The sequence below is a fragment of the Fusobacterium massiliense genome (assembly GCF_900095705.1).
Taxonomy (GTDB): Bacteria; Fusobacteriota; Fusobacteriia; order Fusobacteriales; family Fusobacteriaceae; genus Fusobacterium; species Fusobacterium massiliense.
The window spans coordinates 82,660-103,141 of sequence record NZ_LT608325.1; the positions used below are offsets into that span (position 1 = coordinate 82,660).

Here is a 20,482-nt window from a genome sequence, read left to right on the forward strand (position 1 = left end):
GATTATTTATAATTAAAGAAAGTAAAAAATAAATTTTTTAAATATTCAAAAATGTCTATTATCTTGACATTGAAATACAGATGTAATATACTTCTATAAGGGGAGATATACTTATTGATAATATGATTGGAGGATTTAATGAACAGACTAGAAGGAAAAGTAGTTCTTGTTACGGGAAGTGCAAGAGGAATAGGAAGAGCTATTGTTGAAAAACTTGCAGCTCACGGAGCAAAAATGGTGATTTCATGTGATATGGGAGAAACTTCTTATGAGCAAGCAAATGTAGTTCACAAAATATTAAATGTAACTGATAGAGAAGCAATAAAAACTTTTGTAGATGAAGTTGAAAAAGAATATGGTAAAATTGAAGTTCTTGTAAATAATGCTGGAATAACAAAAGATGGATTGCTTATGAGAATGTCTGAAGAACAATGGGATGCTGTTATAGATGTTAACCTGAAAGGTGTTTTCAATATGACACAAGCAGTATCAAAATCAATGTTAAAAGCAAGAAAAGGATCTATTATTAATATGGCCTCTGTTGTAGGTTTACACGGAAATCCAGGGCAAACAAACTATGCTGCAACTAAGGGAGGAGTAATTGCTATGTCTAAAACTTGGGCAAAAGAGTTTGGAAGCAGAAGTGTTAGATCGAATTGTATTGCACCAGGATTTATTCAAACTCCAATGACAGATATTTTACCTGAAGATGTAATTAAAGGAATGTTAGATGCTACTCCACTTGGAAGATTAGGACAAGTTGAAGATATAGCTAATGCAGTATTATTCTTAGCAAGTGATGAATCTTCATTTATAACAGGAGAAGTTTTATCTGTTGCTGGTGGATTAATGTTATAGTATATAATTTTTTTATATAAAATTTTTGAATAATTTGAGGAGGAAAATAATGAGTAAAGTTTATGTAGTGGCAGCAAAAAGAACACCTATTGGAAGTTTCTTAGGTTCTCTATCATCTTTAAAACCAGGAGATATGGGAGCATTAGTTGTAAAAAATATATTAGAAGAAACTAAAATAGATCCAGCTATTATAGATGAAGTTATAGTTGGAAACGTTTTAAGTGCAGGACAAGCTCAAGGAGTAGGAAGACAAGTAGCAATAAAAGCAGGAATACCTTTTGAAGTTCCAGCATATTCTATAAACATTATTTGTGGAAGTGGAATGAAATCTGTTATCACAGCTTATTCAAACATTAAAGCTGGAGAATCTGATGTAGTTATCGCTGGAGGAACTGAATGCATGTCAGGTGCTGGATTTATTCTTCCAGGAGCTATAAGAGGAGGTCACAAAATGGCTGACCTTAAAATGAAAGACCATATGATTTTAGATGCTTTAACAGATGCTTATCATGATATTCATATGGGAATAACTGCTGAAAATATAGCAGATAAATATAACATTTCAAGAGAAGAACAAGATGCTTTTGCTTATGAATCTCAAAAGAAAGCTATAGCAGCTGTTGATTCTGGAAGATTTAAAGATGAAATAGTTCCAGTTATTATACCTAATAAAAAAGGAGATATTACATTTGATACAGATGAATATCCAAATAGAAAAACAGATTTAGAAAAATTAGCTAAATTAAAACCAGCATTCAAAAAAGATGGAACAGTTACAGCAGGAAATGCTTCAGGATTAAATGATGGAGCATCTTTCTTATTACTTGCATCTGAAGAAGCTGTAAAGAAATATAATTTAAAACCATTAGTTGAAATTGTTTCAACAGGTACAGGTGGAGTAGATCCATTAATAATGGGTATGGGACCAGTTCCAGCAATAAGAAAAGCATTGAAGAAAGCAGATTTAAAATTACAAGATATGAATATAATTGAATTAAATGAAGCTTTTGCAGCTCAATCTTTAGGAGTTATCAGAGAACTATGTACTGAACATGGTGTAACTGCTGATTGGTTTACAGATAAAACAAATGTAAATGGGGGAGCTATTGCTTTAGGACACCCAGTTGGAGCATCAGGAAACAGAATAACAGTTACTTTAATTCATGAAATGAAGAAAACTGGAGTAGAATATGGTCTTGCTTCTCTATGTATAGGTGGAGGAATGGGAACAGCTCTTGTACTTAAAAATGTAAAATAATAATTAAATTATAAATAAATAAAGTCTCTTGACAGCCGTATGAGTTCTACGAGCTCAATGAACACAGGCTCTTCGAATTAATACGGACGTCAGAGACTTTAATTTTATACTTTCCTATAGAATGAAAAAAGCAAGTCATTTTTGACTTGCTTTTTTGTTATTATACTATTTTTGCTTTTCAATATCTTTTATAGCAAGCTTTAAAGCTCTCTTACAAGCTGCTGAAGAAACAGTAGCTCCTCCAATATTATCAAGGTTAGTACAGTTTTGTGTTTCTTTTGCAGTAGAAATTAGTTTTGTGATAGCAGGCCCTCCTAATTTAGGAGTTTCTTCATGTTGAGCAGTAATATCTTTTATAATAATTTTTCCATTATTTTTAGTTGCTTTTATTGTTACAACAACGGGAATCCCATCTTCATTAAAACCAATTGATTTTCCTTTTCCTTCGTATATTTTTTCTTCAGAAAAAGAGAATGAACTAAAAATACAAAGAGAAAAAGCAATTAAACTTTTCAAATTAAAAATTTTCATATAAAAATCCTTTCTTATTTATTTGCTATAGCTTCAACACCTGGTAAAACTTTTCCTTCTAAAAATTCAAGAGATGCTCCACCACCAGTAGAGATGTGAGTAAATTTGTCAGCAAAACCTAAACTAATAGCAGCAGCAGCAGAATCTCCTCCACCTATTATAGTAACAGCATCAGTAAGATTAGCTATAGATTCACAAACACCAATAGTTCCTTTGGCATAATTAGGCATTTCAAAAACACCCATAGGTCCATTCCATACAACAGTTTTAGCTGTTTTTATATAACTATCAAATAGTTTTATAGTTTTTTCTCCAACATCAAGTCCCATTTGATCAGCTGGAATGCTGTCAACATCAACAGTCGAATGTTTAGCATCATTATTAAATTCTCCAGCTACAACAGTATCCACAGGTAAAACTATTTTACCATTTGCTTTAGCTAATAAATCTTTTGCTAAATCTAATTTATCATCTTCAACTAATGAAGTTCCAATATTTTTACCTTGAGCTTTGAAGAATGTGAACATCATAGCTCCTCCAATTAAAATTTTGTCGGCTTTAGTTAATAAATTTTCAATGACACCAATTTTATCTGATACTTTAGCACCACCTAAAATTGCAATTAAAGGTCTTTTTGGATTATTTACAGCTTCTCCTATAAATTTTAATTCTTTTTCAACTAAGAAACCAACAGCAGAGTTTCCATTTCCAATATTTTCTGCAATACCTACATTAGAAGCATGTGCTCTATGAGCAGTTCCAAAAGCATCGTTTACAAAAACATCTCCTAGTGCTGCCCAATATTTACCTAATTCAGCATCGTTTTTAGATTCTTTTTTACCATCTAAATCTTCAAATCTTGTATTTTCAAACATTAAAACTTCACCAGATTTTAAGTTGTTGATGGCAGATTCTAATTTTTCTCCTCTTGTTTCAGGAATAAAAGTAACAGTTTTTCCTAAATGTTCTGATAGTTTTTCAGCAACAGCTTTTAAACTTTTTGAAGCCTTATCTTCCTCAGTTTTTACTTTTCCTAAGTGAGAGAATAAAATAAGTTTAGCATTTTGTTCTAAAGCATATTTTATTGTAGGTAAAGCTTGAATTATTCTATTTTCATCAGTAATTACTCCATTTTTCATTGGAACATTGAAGTCAACTCTCATTAATACTTTCTTATTATTTAATTCTAAATCAGTTATTATTTTTTTCATACTTCTCTCCTAATTTTTATTTTTAAAAAAGTGGAACAAATTAATGTTCCACTATTTAATTGCTAATATTCTATTTTAAAAATAAAGTCTCTATTTTTATTTTTAATGGACTTTCTTATTTAGAAATTTCAACAAATTTCTTTAATGTTCTTATAAGTTGAGAAGTATAAGACATTTCATTGTCATACCAAGCAACAGTTTTAACTAATTGTTTTCCTCCAACTGATAGAACTCTAGTTTGAGTCGCATCAAATAATGAACCAAAACTAATTCCAATAACATCACTTGATACTAGTTCTTCTTCAGTGTATCCGAATGATTCGTTACTTGCAGCTTTCATAGCAGCGTTAATTTCTTCAACAGTAGCTTCTTTTTCTAAAACTGTTACAAGTTCTGTGATTGAACCAGTTATTACAGGAACTCTTTGAGCAGCTCCATCTAATTTTCCTTTTAATTCAGGAATAACAAGTCCGATTGCTTTTGCAGCTCCAGTTGTATTAGGAACTATATTTTCAGCAGCAGCTCTTGCTCTTCTTAAATCTCCTTTTTTATGAGGTGCATCTAGAGTATTTTGATCGTTTGTATAAGCATGAATAGTTGTCATTAATCCTTCAACTATTCCAAATTTATCATTTAAAACTTTTGCCATTGGAGCAAGACAGTTTGTTGTACAAGAAGCTCCTGATATAACAGTTTCAGTTCCATCTAATACATTGTCATTTACATTATAAACTATAGTTTTTAAATCTCCAGTAGCTGGTGCAGAAATAACTACTTTCTTAGCTCCTGCTTTTATATGAGCTTCTGCTTTTTCTTTACTTGTAAAGAAACCTGTACATTCAAGAACAACATCTACTCCTAATTCTCCCCAAGGTAATTCTTCAGGATTAGATTTAGCAAAAACTTTTATGCTATCTCCGTTTACTACGAAACCATTGTCGTTAACTTCGATAGTTCCATCAAATCTTCCTTGTGCTGAGTCATATTTAAAAAGATGAGCTAGAGTTTTAGCATCTGTTAAGTCGTTGATAGCAACAACATCAAAATCTTTATTTTTACTCATAACTCTAAGAGCCAATCTTCCTATTCTTCCAAAACCATTAATTGCAACTTTTACTGCCATTTGTAACCTCCTAAAATATTTATATTTTTTATCTTTTAATATCATAACACGATTTCTAAGCATTTTATTTAGTAAATAAATTCTTTTTAATAGCCGTATGAGTTTACGGGTAAATTTTGTTTTATTTAAATTTATACTTTCCTGTAGATATATACTAAATATATACTTTTCTTAGCTATATGTCAAATTTTAGATGGACATATTTTTATCGTAAAATAGATTATTTTTTTATCTTTTATTTTGTTATATCAACTCCAAAAAATTTTTTGGAACTTTTCTCACTTTTTGTTTTGAATAATCGTAAGCAAGTAGAGTTGTTGAACCTTGGATACAAATCTCATTATTTTCCATTACTTTATATTCAAATATTATTTTTAATCCTTCTACTCTTACATTTTCTATGATTACCTCTATTGTTTGATCCAAAAAAAGTTGCTTTTTATATTGTACATAAGCATCTGTCTGAATAACTCCAGCATCTTCACCAATATTAAGTTCACTTAAATTTAAGCTTTCAAAAAACTTTTCTCTAGCCCATTGAAAAAAAAGCAAAGCTCTCTCATTACCAACATGATTTCCTAGGTTAATATCTTCCTTTTTTATTGTGTAAGTATATTTGAACATTTTCCCTCCATTTCATATAAATCAAGTCTCTTGATACTTATATGAGCTTTACAAGCTCCATAGACTAACATCAGAGACAAATGTTACTATTCAATTTTATACATTTGTATAACTTTTTTATTATATAGGAAAGTATAAATTTAATATGAAAATTAGTCTCTTGACAGCCGTATGAGTTCTACGAGCTCAATAAACACAGGCTCTTCGAACTAATACGGACGTCAGAGACTTTATTTATAGAATAAAAAAGTTACCTACTTAATTTTCTTAAAGCCTTAAAAAGTTCTTTGTTTTTTATTATTTCAACAGCATATTTCATAAAATCTTCAAATTTTTCATCATCTAAATTTAATTCATCTTTTATATAATCCTCTAATTTTTTAATTTCCTGTGGAAATAGTACAGGTCTTGTAGATAAATTAATTTCTTCTACTGATCTATCTCCATTAAGAAAAGCTATGATTTTTTTCCAATTATCAATAGGATCTATTTTTCTAAGTAACATTATGGATTTGTAGTCTAACTCAGGGATTTCTCCATAGCCTTTTCTTTTAAGAAAACTCAAAGTTTCATCATCGTCTCTGGTGAATAATACAAGTTCACCTGCTTTTTTCATATTCATAATTTTAGGCATTTTTTTAGCCTTTCCAGTTGTTTTTAAATATTTAGAAAGGGGTAGAGATTTTACCTCACTATAGAAATCAATAGCAAAATCATTAAAAGATTTATTTTCAGGAATGTTATTATTTTCTATTATATCTACCATTGAATCAATTTTTTCAAAATTAAACATAAATCCTCCTAGCACTATTAAGTGCTATTAAAAAAATTTTATATAAATTTTTAGATATTTAGCATATCTTTTTATTTTTAGTAATTCATTATATATTAAAACTCTATAAAATTCAATATTTTATACTTTTATAATTCAATTTTTCTAAATTGTAATTTAGGTAGAATTATTATTGAAAAAAAAACGTTTTATTGTTATAATATAAAAAATAGTTATTAAGTTTTATAATTTAGTGTTGGTCAAGCAACCGAAAAACCTGAAGAGATATGCTAGACATAAGGGCTAGTTAGTTGGCAGGTAACCGAAAAACCTGAAGAGATATGCTAGACATAAGGGCTAGTTAGTTGGCAGGTAACCGAAAAACCTGAAGAGATATGCTAGACATAAGGGCTAGTTAGTTGGCAGGTAACCGAAAAACCTGAAGAGATATGCTAGACATAAGGGCTAGTTAGTTGGCAGGCAACTGAAAAACTTGACAAAGAGGCTACTTATTAAGTAGCCTTTTATTATTCTGTAAGAAAGTATAAAATTAAATAGCAAAATTAGTCTTTGACGCCTGTTAGTACAAAGAGCTTGTGTTTATTGAGCTCATAAACTCATACGGCTGTAAAGAGACTTTATTTATCGGAGGAACTATGCAGGGAAATATAGTTTTAAAGAAATTAAGTCTTGCTCAAAAAATATATGAAGAATACTTTTTAAATAAAGAGTTTTTATGTGTTTATGAAGAACAAGGGGTATTTAAAGAATTTAAATTAGTGTTTAATTCTGGACATTTTAAACATCTTACAGGAGTTGAATATATAAAAAATAATCAGGAGAGTTCTGCTAAAAATTTTTATAAAGCTGTTAAAAATGGGAGATTAAATTTATCTAATATTAAAATTGGAAACTTTGCAAAAATTAAATTGAAATATTTTCCAGATTTACAAAATATTTTTTATTCCCCTTCAATTTATTATAAATTTTCTCCTGAAAAAGGAAATAGTAATTGGCTTTTTATAGATTCTTTTATTACTAAAAATAATAGTAAATTTAAAGCTACCTCCTTAGGAATTACAGAAGAGAGTAACAATAAATTCGTTCCTTCATCATTATTTTATGATATTCCAGAAAGAAAAGGAAAATATATTGGTAAAGTTTTGCTTGTTGGATTTAGAAATATTTTAGAAAAAGAGACTGTTTATAATACTATTTTCAGAGTAGCTAATATTCATAATATTTCTAATGAAATTAAAAATAAATTTAGAAATTTAGAAAATTATAATTGTTTCACAGGAAATATTTTAAAAAATTTTCAACATAAAAAAGGAGAATTTAGGTGGATAGCTAAAGATGATGTAATCAAACAAGGTATTTCTAAAAAAATTAATGCTGAATTAAAAACTTTAAATAACTCTAATCTTGATGAAGAAAAAATTTATAAAAGTACTCCAATAGGTTATTATAATGTTATTGATTTAGAAATATCAGAGGAAATAGAAAAAAATTTTGTTTCATTAAAACAAGAGAAAACTATAACTATCAAATCTAGTAAAAAATAAAAGTAAAAAAATTGAAGTATAAAAACTTTATAATAATAATAATAAAATAAGAGGAAAAAATGAAAAAATATATTGTTGAACATGAATATGATGGATATGAAATAGGAACTTATTTGAAAGAGACAAAAGGCTATTCAAGTAGAGGACTAAGAAATTTAGAAATTTATTTGAATGGAAAAAGAATAAAAAATAATGCAAAGAAAATAAAAAAATTAAATAGAATTGTTATAATTGAAAAAGAAAAAAGTACTGGTATAAAAGCTATGGATATTCCACTTGACATTGCTTACGAAGATGAAAATTTATTGATAGTGAATAAAGAACCCTATATAATTGTTCACCCTACACAAAAAAAAGTAGATAAGACACTAGCTAATGCTGTTGTAAATTATTTTGAAAAAACTGTGGGGAAAACTTTAGTTCCTAGATTTTACAATAGATTAGATATGAACACATCAGGGCTTATTATTATTGCTAAGAATGCCTACACTCAAGCTTTTTTACAAGATAAGACGGAAGTAAAAAAAACATATAAGGTTATAGTTGGTGGAATAATAGAAAAAGATGATTTTTTTATTGAGATACCTATTGGAAAAATTGGGGATGACTTAAGAAGAATAGAACTTTCTGAAGAAAATGGAGGGAAGTCTGCTAAAACTCATATTAAAGTTTTAGAAAGAAACTTTGAAAAAAATATTACTTATCTTGAGGCTAGATTGTATACGGGTAGAACACATCAAATAAGAGCACATTTAAGTCTTATAGGTCATGCACTTGTGGGAGATGAACTTTATGGTGGAGATATGAAATTAGCTAAAAGGCAAATGTTACATGCATATAGATTAGAGTTTCAAAATCCTAAAACTTTAGAAGATTTAGTTGTTGAAATTGATATACCTAAAGATATGAAAGAAATTTTAAATATTTAAAATTATATTTGAAGAAATGAAGTGAAGAAAAGAAAAGTCTCTTGAAGCCGTATGAGTTCTACAAGCTCAGAAAACACAGGCTCTTCGAACTAATACGGACGTCAGAGACAAAAAAATGTAATTTAATTTTTACTATTTAATTTTATCATTATAAGAAAATATAATAAATAAAGTCTCCTGACAGCCGTATGACTCTTCCGAGCTCACTGAAATACTCTCCAGAGTAATACGGACGTCGGAGACTAATTTTTTATTAAATTTATACTTTCTTATAAAATAAAAAAAACTTTACTAATAGCGATAAAATGCTATAGAAAACAAGAGCAAAAAAAATAAATGACTTAAAATTTGGTAGAAAAGTTTAAAAAAATATTTACAAAATGAAAAAAATATTGTATACTGACATCAATGGGAAAGACCTATATGGGAAATAGGTCAAAAAAAATAAAAAAAATAAAAAAATTAAGGGGGAAAAAACCATGAAAAAATTAGCATTAGTATTAGGTTCTCTATTAGTAGTTGGAACAGCAGTATCTGCTAAAGAAGTTATGCCTGCACCAGTAGCAGCACCTGAAAGAGTAGTAGAAGTTGTTGAAAAACCAGTTATCGTTTATAGAGACAGAGAAGTAGCTCCAGCTTGGAGACCAAATGGATCAGTAGATGTTCAATACAGATATTATGGAGAAGCAGAACACTCAAGACCTTATTCTGAAAGAAATGATCTTGCAGAAAACACTAACGCAGGAAGATTACAAACTACTGCAGCTGTTGCTCTTACTGAAAATCAAAAAATAGATGTAAGAGTAAGAAACTTCCATGGATTAAAATCAGAAGCTGGAAAAGATAAAGTAGAAAAATCTAAAGATTCATACAGATTAAGACACTACTATAACTTTGGAACTTTAGGAACTTCTAAAGTTAAAGCAGAATCTGAATTAGCTTATAACCAAAAAGCAAATGATGGAGGAAAATCTATAAAAGGATCAGTTTTCTTTGATTTCTCAGATTATATTTTCTCTAATCAATTCTTCAAAGTTGATAAATTAGGATTAAGACCAGGATACAAACATGTATGGAATGGACATGGACATGAAGGAGTTAAAAACGAATATCATTTAGCATTTGAATCTGAATATACTTTACCTTTAGGATTCTCAGCTGAATTAGACTATGATACTTACTATACAGCTCATAGAAGTCATGCAGTTGAAAGAGCTAACGACACTAATAAAAGACATGAATGGAATGGAGAATTAACTGCTACATTAAAGAACAGAACTCCATTATATAAATCTGGAGCATTCGAAGTGGCATTCAATGTAGAAGGTGGATATGATACTTACAATATGCACCAATACAAAAAAATAGGTGGAGTAGATGGAACTTCTGTTGACAGAAGAGACTATGAATTATACTTAGAACCAACTGTACAAGTTTCTTATAAACCAACTGATTTCGTAAAATTATACGGAGCTGTTGGAGGAGACTACAGAAATAGAGTAACTGGAGAAAGCGAAGTAAGAAACTGGAGATGGCAACCAACTGCTTGGGCTGGTATGAAAGTTTCTTTCTAATCTAGCTTTAGCTAAGGTTAAAATTGACAAAAAAATAAAATTAAGCCGTGAAATTTTTCACGGCTTTTTTGCTTGTTTCCTATATAGGAAATTATGGATTTAAATAACAAAAAATAGTCTCTGACGTCCGTATTAGTTCGAAGAGCCTGTGTTTATTGAGTTCGAAATTTATATAGATATCAAGGGCTTTTATTTAATAAAAAAGTATAAATTTAATATAAAAAATAGTCTCCGATGCCCGTATTACTCTGGAGAGCATTTTGGTGAGCTCGGAAGAGTCATACGGCTGTCAGGAGACTTTATTTATTATCTATAAGCAATAGTTTTATAAGTTTGAATAATTATTGTTGGAACTATTGATAGAACATAAATTTGTATAAAATTCATAGGTTCAAGAGCAGTTGTTCCAAAAATATTAAACATTTGAGGGCTTAATAAAACTAAGTTTAAAAGAACGAAACCAATAGCAAAGGCAATTATAGAAAATTTATTTTTAAAGAAACTAATAGCAAATACATTTCTTACACCTCTATAATTTATTCCATGGAATAATCTAGCAAGACATAGAGTAGCAAAAGCCATAGTAGAACCTTTCAGAGCACTTTCTTTTAATCCTATATAAAAAGCAATTATGATAAAAATAGCAATTAAGACACCTTCGATTAAAAGTTTAGTAGAAAACTTATTAGTTAAAATTGCCTCATTAGGATCTCTAGGTTTTTCATCTAAAATATCTTCATTTTTAGGTTCAACTCCAACAGCAATTGATGGTAGACTATCAGTTAATAAATTAATGAATAATAGTTGAACTGGACTAAATATTACTGGTAAATTAGCAAGTGATGAATAAAGTACAGCTAATATCGCAGCAGTATTCCCAGAAAGTAAGAAACCTATAGAATTTTTAATATTTCTATATACATTTCTACCAGTTATAATAGCTTTTACAATAGTAGAGAAATTATCATCTGCAAGTATCATAGAAGCAGCATTTTTTGAAACTTCTGTTCCTGTAATTCCCATAGCTATTCCAATGTTAGCTCTTTTTAAAGCAGGGGCATCATTCACTCCATCTCCTGTCATAGCACAAATTTTACCTCTTTTTTGCCAAGCAGAAACTATTCTTATTTTATGTTCAGGAGAAACTCTTGCATAAACCGATATTTGTTCAACAGATTTTTCAAGCTCTTCATCACTCATTTTTTCAAGTTCAATACCTTCAAGAACTTTATCTCCCTCTTTATATATACCAATATTTTTAGCAATAGTTCTAGCAGTTATTTTATGATCTCCAGTTATCATAACAGGTTTAATTCCACCTCTAATACATTCTTGGACAGCAAGTTTTGATTCTTCTCTTGGTGGGTCAATCATACCAACTAGAGCATGGAAAATATAGTCATTTTCATCATCAGTAGTAAGATTTTTACTTTCATCTATATATTTATAAGCAAAAGTAAGAACTCTCAATCCTTCTTCTGCTAATTCGTGATTATATTTTTCAATTTCTTTTATAAAAGTATCTGATATAGGAAGTATATTTCCATTTTCATCAGTATAATATTTGAATCTTGTTACTAACGAATCGAAAGCTCCTTTAGTAAAGACAATTTTTTTGTTATCTTCTGTATCATATAAGACAGTCATTAATTTTCTATCTGAATCAAATGGAATCTCAGATAATCTTTTATTATCTTTTCTGATATCTCTAAATGATAAATCATATTTTTGACTAAGATGAATAAGAGCTGTTTCTGTTGGGTCTCCTATTGTATCAGTTGCATCTGTACAAAGAATAAAACTTTTTAATAATAAATTATCTATTTTATTATTAAATTTTAAAGAGTACTCATCATCTAATTTTTCATTTATAAATATTTTTTTAACAGTCATTTTATTTTGAGTAAGAGTTCCTGTTTTATCAGAACATATAACAGAAATAGAACCAAGTGCTTCTATTGATTTTAGCTCTTTAACAATAGCATTTTCTTTAGAAAGTTTTTCAGTTTCTAGAGATAAAACTATTGTAATAATAGGGCTTAAAGATTCTGGTATAGCTGCAACAGCAAGTGCAACGGCAAGTAGTAAAGACTCTAAGATTGTATTGCCATGATAAACATAGATAGCAAAAATAAATAAACAAAGTATAACAATTCCTAAAGTTAATTTTTTTCCAAAACTATCTAAGGCTTTTTGTAATGGAGTAATATTTTCTTCAGTTTGATCTAAAAGTCCTGCAATTTTTCCAAGTTGAGTATTCATTCCAGTATTAGTAACAAGGACTTTAGCTCTTCCATAATTTACTAAGCTACCAGAAAAAACCATATTAATTTGATCTCCTAAAGCAGAATCTTCATATTCAAGGACAGCATCAGTTTTCTCTATCGAGTTAGATTCTCCAGTAAGAGAATTTTCATTTACTAATAGAGAGAAATTTTCAATAATTCTACCATCAGCAGGAACAATATCTCCAGCTTCAATGATTATAATATCTCCAGGTACAAGTTCAGTTGAATCAATTTCTAATTGTTCATGTTCTCTGATTACTTTACATTTTGGAGAAGACATCTTTTTTAAACTATCTAAAGATTTTTGAGCTTTAACAGTTTGAAATGCTCCTAGTAATGAGTTTAAAATAACAACTAAAACTATAACAAAGCTACTTTCTTTATTTCCAGAAAAAAATGAAATAGCTGCTGCAATAAGCAGTATGATCACAAGAGAATCTTTAAATTGATCAAAGAATATTTTTATAAGACCGTCTTTTTCTTTTTCAATAAATTTGTTTTCTCCGTACTTTTTTCTTCTACTAGCAACATCATCTTCAGTTAAACCAGATATTTTTGTTTGAAATTCTTCAAACAATTCTTCTTTTGTTCGTGTAAAATATTTCATTTAACACACTCCTTTATATTTAATTTTAAAATTTAAAACAATAATGAAACTAAAATAAAACATTTTAGTTTTTTTAATAAAGTCTCTTGACAGCCGTATGAGTTCTACGAGCTCAGAAAACACAGGCTCTTCGAACTAATACGGACGTCAGAGACTATTAATTATTATTAATTTATATTTTCTTATATAACAAATAAAGTCTCTTGACAACCGTATAAGTTTTACAAACTCATAAAATATAGGCTATTTAAACTAATGTAGACACCAGAAACTATTAATAACTATTAAATTTATATTTTTCTATATAATAAAAAAACTTTTGATATGAAAAAGATCATACCAAAAGTCTTGTTACCAAAATGGTTACAGTACCAGAAAATAAATTTCGTGATGTTGATACTGTGATTTATAACTACTCCCTTTTATTATGAGAAATAAATTTTTTATTGTTGGAGTAATTATAGCATAGTTGGACTATAAATTCAATAGCTTTTTTATTGATTTTTAAGTTTATATATGCTATGATAGGCTTAAGATTTAAGGATTAATATTAGCTTATTGGGAGGTTAAAAAATGTCAGTTGTATCTTATAGACAAGAAAATTTTGTTGGAATAGTAACAATAGAAAGACCGGAAGCCCTAAATGCACTAAATTCAGAAGTTTTAGGAGAGTTAAATCAAATTTTTGCAAATATTGATTTAGAAACAACAAGAGTAGTTTTATTAACTGGGTCTGGAACTAAATCTTTTGTAGCTGGAGCAGATATATCAGAAATGATGCCTTTAAATAGAGCTCAAGGTGCAAAATTTAGTAATAAAGGAAATGAAATTTTTAGAAAAATTGAAAATTTTCCTATTCCAGTTATTGCAGTTGTTAATGGTTTTGCTCTAGGTGGAGGCTGTGAAATTGCAATGAGTTGTGATTTTAGAGTTTGTTCTGAAAATGCAGTGTTTGGACAACCAGAAGTAGGACTTGGAATAACTCCTGGATTTGGGGGAACACAAAGACTTGCAAGGTTAATAGGTGCAGGAAAGGCTAAAGAGCTAATATATACAGGGAATGCAATAAAAGCAGATGAAGCATTAAGAGTTGGTCTAGTAAATCATATATTTCCACAAGAACAATTAATGGAAGAAGCAATGAAAATAGCTAATAAGATAGCAAAAAATGCTCCCTTTGCAGTGAGAGCTTCGAAGAAAGCAATAAATGAAGGATTAGAACTTGATATAGATAGAGCTATTATAGTTGAAGAAAAACTATTTGGAGATTGTTTTACAACGGAAGATCAAAAAACAGGAATGAATGCTTTTTTAAATAAAATTAAAAATGTAGAATTTAAAAATAAATAATAGAAGATTTTTAAAAAACGGAGGTATTTTTATGAAAGTTGGAGTTATCGGAGCAGGAACTATGGGAGCAGGAATTGCTCAAGCATTTGCACAAACAGAAGGATTTACAGTTGCATTATGTGACATAAATAATGAATTTGCAGCAAATGGTAAGAATAAAATAGCTAAAGGTTTTGAAAAAAGAATAGCAAAAGGAAAAATGGAACAAGCTGAAGCTGATAGAATCCTAGCTGCAATCACAACAGGAACAAAAGAAATTTGTGCAGACTGTGATTTAGTAATAGAAGCAGCAATAGAAAATATGGAAATAAAAAAACAAACATTTAAAGAATTAGATGCAATTTGTAAACCAGAAGCTATATTTGCAACAAACACATCATCACTATCTATAACAGAAATTGGAGCAGGATTAAATAGAGCAATGATAGGAATGCACTTCTTTAATCCAGCACCAGTAATGAAATTGGTTGAAATAATAGCTGGACTTCATACACCAGTTGAAGTTGTTGAAAAAATTAAAAAAATATCTGAAGAAATTGGAAAAGTTCCAGTTCAAGTAGAAGAAGCTCCAGGATTTGTTGTTAATAGAATTTTAATTCCTATGATAAATGAAGCTATAGGAATCTATGCAGAAGGAGTAGCAACTGTTGAAGGAATAGATACAGCTATGAAATTGGGAGCAAATCATCCAATAGGACCTTTGGCATTGGGAGATTTAATAGGTCTTGATGTTTGCTTAGCTATAATGGATGTTTTATATCATGAAACAGGAGATAGCAAATACAGAGCTCATACTTTATTAAGAAAAATGGTTCGTGGAAAGAAATTAGGACAAAAAACAGGTCAAGGTTTCTACGATTACACAAAATAAAATAAAAAGTAATTTAATTTTAATTCATTAAATTTAAAATTATATATTAGGTATATCTGTACATTGATATTTCAAATTTTTATAGGATTTTGAAATAAAAATGTTAAGATATACCTTTTTTTATAGGAAAATATAAAATTAAATAGTAAAATTAGTCTCTGACGTCCGTATTAGTTCGAAGAGCCTGTGTTCATTGAGCTCGTAGAACTCATACGGCTGTCAAGAAACTTCATTTTCTATAAAAAAGTATAAAAATGATTAAAAATTATCCAATTAAAAAAAATCTGATAAAAAATGTTGAAAAAAAATGAAAAATCTATTATTATAGTTAAGTGAGATTAAACACTTTATATTGATAGGGAGGAATAAAATGTATTGTTGTACTAGAATAAACGATGATATTATTTGGATTGGTGTTAATGATAGAAAAACACAAAGATTTGAAAATTATATTCCATTAGATGCAGGAGTAACATATAATTCATACTTAATATTAGATGAAAAAATTTGTATTATTGATGGAGTTGAAGAAGGAGAAAATGGTGATTTTCTAGGAAAAGTTGAAGCAGTTATAGGTACAACACCCATCGATTATATAGTTGTAAACCACGTTGAACCAGATCATTCAGGTTCTATAAAAAATTTATTAAAATTATATCCTAATATGAAAGTAGTTGGAAATGCAAAGACTATAATGATGTTAAAATTATTAGGATTAAATTTACCAGATGAAAGAACTCATATTGTTAGAGAAAAAGATGTTTTAGATCTAGGAAAGCATAAGTTAACTTTTTATTTAATGCCAATGGTACACTGGCCAGAATCTATGTCTACTTATGATTTAACAGATAAAATATTATTTTCAAACGATGCTTTTGGAAGTTTTGGAACTTTAGATGGAGCTGTTTTTGATGATGAAGTAAATACAGATTTTTTTACTGATGAAATGAGAAGATATTATTCAAATATAGTTGGGAAATTTGGAGCCCCAGTAAATGCAATTTTAAAAAAATTATCAGATGTTGAAATTTCTTGTATTTGTCCTTCTCACGGATTGATATGGAGAAAATATGTTCCTGAAGTTATAAAAAGATATCAAAAATGGGCTAATATGGAACCTACAAAAGAAGGAGTTGTAATAGTATACGGAAGTATGTATGGTCATACAGCAGAAATGGCTGAAGTTTTAGGGAGAGAATTAGGTAATAGAGGAATTAAAGATGTCATAATTTATGATTCATCAAAAACTGACCATTCATATATTTTTAGTACAATATGGAAGTACAAAGGTTTAATGCTAGGGTCTTGTGCACATAACAATGCTGTGTATCCAAAGATGGAGCCTTTACTACATAAACTTGAAAATTACGGGCTAAAGAATAGATACTTAGGAATTTTTGGAAATATGATGTGGAGTGGTGGAGGAGTAAAAGGAATAAAAGACTTTGCTGATAAACTACCAGGACTTGAACAAATAGGAGAACCTATAGAAATAAAAGGTCATATAACTCCTCTTGAAAGAGAAAGATTGATTGAATTGGCTGCAAAAATGGCTGATAAATTAATAGCTGAAAGAGAAACTGAAAAATATTAAAATAAAAATAAAATTTTCTTAGCCTGTTAGACTAACTATTTATTTTTGTATAGAAAAGTATAAAAAATAAATAGAGAAAATTAGTCTCTGACGTCCATATTAGTTCGAAGAGTCTGTGTTCATTCAGCTTGTAGAACTCATACGGCTGTCAAGAGACTTTTTTATGCTATGAATAGTAGACAGACAGGCTCTTTTTAGATATAATAAAAATTAGAATAAATAAAAAATGATTAGGAGGTTTTTTGTGTCTGGACATAGTAAATGGAATAATATACAACATAGAAAAGGTGCACAAGATAGAAAAAGAGCAAAATTATTTACAAAATTTGGGAGAGAATTAACAATAGCAGCGAAGGAAGGTGGAGGAGATCCTAACTTTAACCCAAGATTAAGACTTGCTATTGAAAAAGCTAAAGCTGGTAATATGCCTAAGGATATACTAGAAAGAGCTATAAAAAAAGGAACGGGAGAACTAGAAGGTGTAGATTTCACAGAGATGAGATACGAAGGATATGGTCCTGCCGGAACAGCTTTTATTGTTGAAGCTGTAACTGATAATAAAAATAGAACTGCTTCTGAAATGAGAATGACATTTTCTAGAAAAGATGGAAATCTTGGAGCAGATGGAGCTGTATCTTGGATGTTCAAGAAAAAAGGTTTGATAACTATAAAAGCAGAAGGAGTAGATTTAGATGAGTTTATGATGGCTGCTTTAGAAGCTGGGGCAGAAGATGTTGAAGAAGATGAAGGATATTTTGAAGTAACAACAGATTATACTGAGTTTCAAACAGTTTTAGAAAACTTAAAAAATGCAGGGTATTCTTATGAAGAAGCTGAAATAACAATGATACCTGAAAATAAAGTTGAAATAACAGACTTAGAAACAGCTAAAAAAGTTATGGCTCTTTATGATGCTTTGGAAGATTTAGATGATTCTCAAGATGTTTATTCAAATTTTGATATTCCTGATGAAATATTAGAACAATTAGATTAAGATAGAAATGTAGGGCTGTTGTGAAATAGCCCTTATTTATTATATAGGAAAGTATAAAATTAAATAGCAAAATTAGTCTCTGACGTCTGTATTAGTTCAAAGAGCCTGTGTTCATCGAGCTCGTAGAACTCATACGGCTGTCAAGAGACTTTATTTATCACATAGAAAATTATAAAAATTAGGAGTTATTATGATAGGAAAGTATTCTGATATATACCTTAGCTTAGAGCAACTTCCAAGCAAAACTTTGACAGATAGACAATTAAAAAATTTAAAATCTTTAGGTATAGTTAATGTATATGACCTTTTATATTACTTTCCTAGGGCCTATGATGATAGAACAAATATAAAAAAAATAGAAGAATTAAGATTTAATGAATATGTTGTTGTAAAAGCTAGTATTATGAGTGTTGTAAATATGACAGTTAGGACTGGTAAAAAAATTGTAAAAGCTTTTGTAAATGATGGAACAGGTCTTATGGAAATTCTATGGTTTGGTATGCCTTATATAAAGAAGTCGTTGAAGATAGGAGAAGAATATTTATTTATAGGGCAGTTAAAGAAATCTAATGTTTTTCAAATGGTAAATCCTGAATACAAACTTTATTCAGGGCAAAAAAAGATGGCTATCAATGAAATATTACCAATATATAGTTCTAGTAAAAATATAACTCAAAATGATTTGAGAAAAATTATAAAAAAAATATTAGATTTATTTCAAAAAAATATTTGTGAAAATATTCCACTTGAACTTATTGAAAAATATAAAATATTAGATAGAGAAAAAGCTGTAAAAGAAATTCATTTTCCAAGTTCTTTAAAAAATATTGAAGATGCAAAGAGAAGATTTGCAATAGAAGAGTTGTTAATATTAGAATTAGGAATTTTAAAAAATAGATTTTTGTTGGAAAATTCTGATACAAAAAAATATGAGATTGAAGGGAAAAAAGAAAAAGTACAACTTTTCTTATCTCAACTTTCTTTTTCTCTTACAAATGCTCAAAAAAAAGTTATAAAAGAAATTTATGATGAAATATCAAAAGGGAAAATAGTTAATAGACTTATACAAGGAGATGTTGGAAGTGGGAAAACGATAGTAGCTATGGTAATGCTTATTTATATGGCTAATAATGGTTACCAAGGAGCACTTATGGCTCCAACAGAAATTCTTGCTAATCAACATTATTTAGGAATAAAAGAAAGATTAGAAAAAATTGGATTGAGAGTTGAAGTTTTAACTTCTAGCATAAAAGGAAAGAAAAAAGAGAAATTAATCGAAGAAATAAAAGAGGGATTAGTTGATATAGTTATTGGGACACACTCTCTTATTGAAGATGAAGTAGTTTTTAAAAAATTAGGACTGATAGTTATAGATGAGCAACATAGATTCGGAGTAAATCAAAGAAATAAATTAAGAGAAAAAGGTTTTCTAGGAAATTTACTTGTAATGAGTGCAACACCCATACCTCGTTCTTTAGCTTTGAGTATATACGGAGATTTAGATTTATCTATTATAGATGAAAGACCACCTGGAAGAACTCCTATAAAAACAAAATGGATAGCTAATGAAGATGATTTGGAAAAAATGTATAATTTTATCCATAAAAAAATAAATGAAGGACATCAAGCATATTTTGTTGCTCCACTCATTGAAGAAAGTGAAAAAATGGTTGTGAAATCTGTTGATAAAGTTTATGAAGAAATTGAAAAAAGATTTTTTGATAAAAGAATAGGAATTATACATGGAAAAATGAAAGCCAAAGAAAAAGATGAAGTAATGTTAAAATTTAAAAATAAGGACTATGACATACTTGTTGCAACAACAGTTATTGAAGTTGGGATTGATGTCCCCGCTTCAACAATAATGACTATTTACAATGCTGAAAGATTCGGTTTATCGGCTCTACATCAATTAAGGGGTAGAGTAGGAAGAGGTTCTAATCAATCTTATTGCTTTTTAATATCAAATCCAAGTTCTGATACTTCAAAACAAAGATTATCAATAATGGAAGAAACTGAAGATGGTTTTAAAATAGCTGAAGAAGATTTAAAATTAAGAAATTCTGGAGAAATTTTTGGTTTAAAGCAAAGTGGTTTTAGTGATTTAAAATTTATAGACATAATTTATGATATTAAAACTATAAAGCTTGTAAGAGATGAGTGTATTGAATATCTAAAGAAAAATAAAGGCGAAATTAAAAATACATATTTGAAGTATGACATAGAGAAAAAATTTTCTGATGTGCAATCAGGAAACTAAATAAAGTATCTTAATAAGAATAGATTATTTTATAACCTAAAAATTAAAAATACTAAATTTATTTTAAAGAGGT

The 20,482-nt window shown here is 28.8% G+C and carries 16 protein-coding genes; 10 read left to right on the forward strand and 6 right to left on the reverse strand.

All coding sequences use genetic code 11. The features are described 5' to 3' along the window. Positions 1 to 138: 138 nt before the first annotated feature. Positions 139 to 858, forward strand: coding sequence for a 3-oxoacyl-[acyl-carrier-protein] reductase (gene fabG / locus BQ2505_RS01610; RefSeq protein WP_074016069.1), 720 nt, complete (start codon positions 139 to 141; stop codon positions 856 to 858). A 49-nt stretch (positions 859 to 907) separates the two neighbouring features. Continuing rightward, complete coding sequence (locus tag BQ2505_RS01615; protein ID WP_074016070.1) at positions 908 to 2,116, forward strand: acetyl-CoA C-acetyltransferase; 1,209 nt, start codon at positions 908 to 910, stop codon at positions 2,114 to 2,116. Positions 2,117 to 2,281: 165 nt separating this feature from the next. On the opposite strand, the gene BQ2505_RS01620 is transcribed toward BQ2505_RS01615, so the two are convergent. From BQ2505_RS01620 to BQ2505_RS01640, 5 genes are all read right to left on the reverse strand, one after another. Beyond that, a complete protein-coding gene (locus tag BQ2505_RS01620; RefSeq protein ID WP_074016071.1) occupies positions 2,282 to 2,647 on the reverse strand; it encodes an FMN-binding protein in 366 nt (121 codons plus the stop codon). A gap of 14 nt (positions 2,648 to 2,661) precedes the next feature. After that, positions 2,662 to 3,858 carry a phosphoglycerate kinase gene (locus BQ2505_RS01625; protein WP_074016072.1) on the reverse strand — a complete coding sequence of 399 codons (1,197 nt, stop codon included), beginning with the start codon at positions 3,856 to 3,858 and terminating at the stop codon, positions 2,662 to 2,664. 115 nt (positions 3,859 to 3,973) lie between these two features. Further along, positions 3,974 to 4,981 (reverse strand): type I glyceraldehyde-3-phosphate dehydrogenase, encoded by a 1,008-nt coding sequence (gene gap, locus BQ2505_RS01630; RefSeq protein WP_074016073.1) that lies wholly within the window; start codon positions 4,979 to 4,981, stop codon positions 3,974 to 3,976. Between the two features lie 243 nt (positions 4,982 to 5,224). Next, entirely contained in the window at positions 5,225 to 5,605 is a 381-nt protein-coding gene (locus BQ2505_RS01635) for an acyl-CoA thioesterase (RefSeq protein WP_074016074.1), read from the reverse strand. Positions 5,606 to 5,855: 250 nt separating this feature from the next. Further along, on the reverse strand, positions 5,856 to 6,398 hold the full coding sequence (locus tag BQ2505_RS01640; RefSeq protein ID WP_074016075.1) for a hypothetical protein: 543 nt from the start codon (positions 6,396 to 6,398) through the stop codon (positions 5,856 to 5,858). A 635-nt stretch (positions 6,399 to 7,033) separates the two neighbouring features. Here BQ2505_RS01640 and BQ2505_RS01645 point away from each other — a divergent pair. From BQ2505_RS01645 to fomA, 3 genes are all read left to right on the forward strand, one after another. Then, on the forward strand, positions 7,034 to 7,942 hold the full coding sequence (locus BQ2505_RS01645; protein WP_074016076.1) for a PBECR4 domain-containing protein: 909 nt from the start codon (positions 7,034 to 7,036) through the stop codon (positions 7,940 to 7,942). Between the two features lie 59 nt (positions 7,943 to 8,001). After that, a complete protein-coding gene (locus BQ2505_RS01650) occupies positions 8,002 to 8,871 on the forward strand; it encodes an RluA family pseudouridine synthase (RefSeq protein ID WP_074016077.1) in 870 nt (289 codons plus the stop codon). 479 nt (positions 8,872 to 9,350) lie between these two features. Next, the gene (gene fomA, locus BQ2505_RS01655) at positions 9,351 to 10,445 is read left to right on the forward strand and encodes a major outer membrane protein FomA (protein WP_074016078.1); all 1,095 of its coding nucleotides are present in this window, start codon (positions 9,351 to 9,353) and stop codon (positions 10,443 to 10,445) included. A gap of 306 nt (positions 10,446 to 10,751) precedes the next feature. Here fomA and BQ2505_RS01660 read toward each other — a convergent pair whose 3' ends face one another. Beyond that, the gene (locus BQ2505_RS01660) at positions 10,752 to 13,340 is read right to left on the reverse strand and encodes a cation-translocating P-type ATPase (protein ID WP_074016079.1); all 2,589 of its coding nucleotides are present in this window, start codon (positions 13,338 to 13,340) and stop codon (positions 10,752 to 10,754) included. Positions 13,341 to 13,913: 573 nt separating this feature from the next. Between BQ2505_RS01660 and BQ2505_RS01665 the strand changes: the two genes are divergently transcribed. From BQ2505_RS01665 to recG, 5 genes are all read left to right on the forward strand, one after another. Further along, positions 13,914 to 14,690, forward strand: coding sequence for an enoyl-CoA hydratase-related protein (locus BQ2505_RS01665; RefSeq protein ID WP_074016080.1), 777 nt, complete (start codon positions 13,914 to 13,916; stop codon positions 14,688 to 14,690). A 31-nt stretch (positions 14,691 to 14,721) separates the two neighbouring features. Then, positions 14,722 to 15,561: a 3-hydroxyacyl-CoA dehydrogenase NAD-binding domain-containing protein gene (locus tag BQ2505_RS01670; protein WP_074016081.1), complete on the forward strand. Its 840-nt coding sequence runs from the start codon at positions 14,722 to 14,724 to the stop codon at positions 15,559 to 15,561. 370 nt (positions 15,562 to 15,931) lie between these two features. Then, the gene (locus BQ2505_RS01675; protein WP_074016082.1) at positions 15,932 to 17,155 is read left to right on the forward strand and encodes an FprA family A-type flavoprotein; all 1,224 of its coding nucleotides are present in this window, start codon (positions 15,932 to 15,934) and stop codon (positions 17,153 to 17,155) included. Between the two features lie 244 nt (positions 17,156 to 17,399). Further along, positions 17,400 to 18,149, forward strand: coding sequence for a YebC/PmpR family DNA-binding transcriptional regulator (locus BQ2505_RS01680; protein ID WP_074016083.1), 750 nt, complete (start codon positions 17,400 to 17,402; stop codon positions 18,147 to 18,149). A 190-nt stretch (positions 18,150 to 18,339) separates the two neighbouring features. Further along, the gene (recG, locus tag BQ2505_RS01685) at positions 18,340 to 20,409 is read left to right on the forward strand and encodes an ATP-dependent DNA helicase RecG (protein WP_074016084.1); all 2,070 of its coding nucleotides are present in this window, start codon (positions 18,340 to 18,342) and stop codon (positions 20,407 to 20,409) included. The last annotated feature ends 73 nt before the right edge of the window (positions 20,410 to 20,482 follow it).

Excerpts from the sequence above, each read along its gene's own strand:
- BQ2505_RS01670 (WP_074016081.1), top strand. The coding sequence starts at position 14,722 with ATGAAAGTTGGAGTTATCGGAGCAGGAACTATGGGAGCAGGAATTGCT.
- BQ2505_RS01640 (WP_074016075.1), bottom strand. The coding sequence starts at position 6,398 with ATGTTTAATTTTGAAAAAATTGATTCAATGGTAGATATAATAGAAAAT.
- fomA (WP_074016078.1), top strand. The coding sequence starts at position 9,351 with ATGAAAAAATTAGCATTAGTATTAGGTTCTCTATTAGTAGTTGGAACA.
- gap (WP_074016073.1), bottom strand. The coding sequence starts at position 4,981 with ATGGCAGTAAAAGTTGCAATTAATGGTTTTGGAAGAATAGGAAGATTG.
- recG (WP_074016084.1), top strand. The coding sequence starts at position 18,340 with ATGATAGGAAAGTATTCTGATATATACCTTAGCTTAGAGCAACTTCCA.
- BQ2505_RS01615 (WP_074016070.1), top strand. The coding sequence starts at position 908 with ATGAGTAAAGTTTATGTAGTGGCAGCAAAAAGAACACCTATTGGAAGT.
- BQ2505_RS01635 (WP_074016074.1), bottom strand. The coding sequence starts at position 5,605 with ATGTTCAAATATACTTACACAATAAAAAAGGAAGATATTAACCTAGGA.
- BQ2505_RS01675 (WP_074016082.1), top strand. The coding sequence starts at position 15,932 with ATGTATTGTTGTACTAGAATAAACGATGATATTATTTGGATTGGTGTT.
- BQ2505_RS01660 (WP_074016079.1), bottom strand. The coding sequence starts at position 13,340 with ATGAAATATTTTACACGAACAAAAGAAGAATTGTTTGAAGAATTTCAA.
- fabG (WP_074016069.1), top strand. The coding sequence starts at position 139 with ATGAACAGACTAGAAGGAAAAGTAGTTCTTGTTACGGGAAGTGCAAGA.
- BQ2505_RS01620 (WP_074016071.1), bottom strand. The coding sequence starts at position 2,647 with ATGAAAATTTTTAATTTGAAAAGTTTAATTGCTTTTTCTCTTTGTATT.
- BQ2505_RS01665 (WP_074016080.1), top strand. The coding sequence starts at position 13,914 with ATGTCAGTTGTATCTTATAGACAAGAAAATTTTGTTGGAATAGTAACA.
- BQ2505_RS01645 (WP_074016076.1), top strand. The coding sequence starts at position 7,034 with ATGCAGGGAAATATAGTTTTAAAGAAATTAAGTCTTGCTCAAAAAATA.
- BQ2505_RS01650 (WP_074016077.1), top strand. The coding sequence starts at position 8,002 with ATGAAAAAATATATTGTTGAACATGAATATGATGGATATGAAATAGGA.
- BQ2505_RS01625 (WP_074016072.1), bottom strand. The coding sequence starts at position 3,858 with ATGAAAAAAATAATAACTGATTTAGAATTAAATAATAAGAAAGTATTA.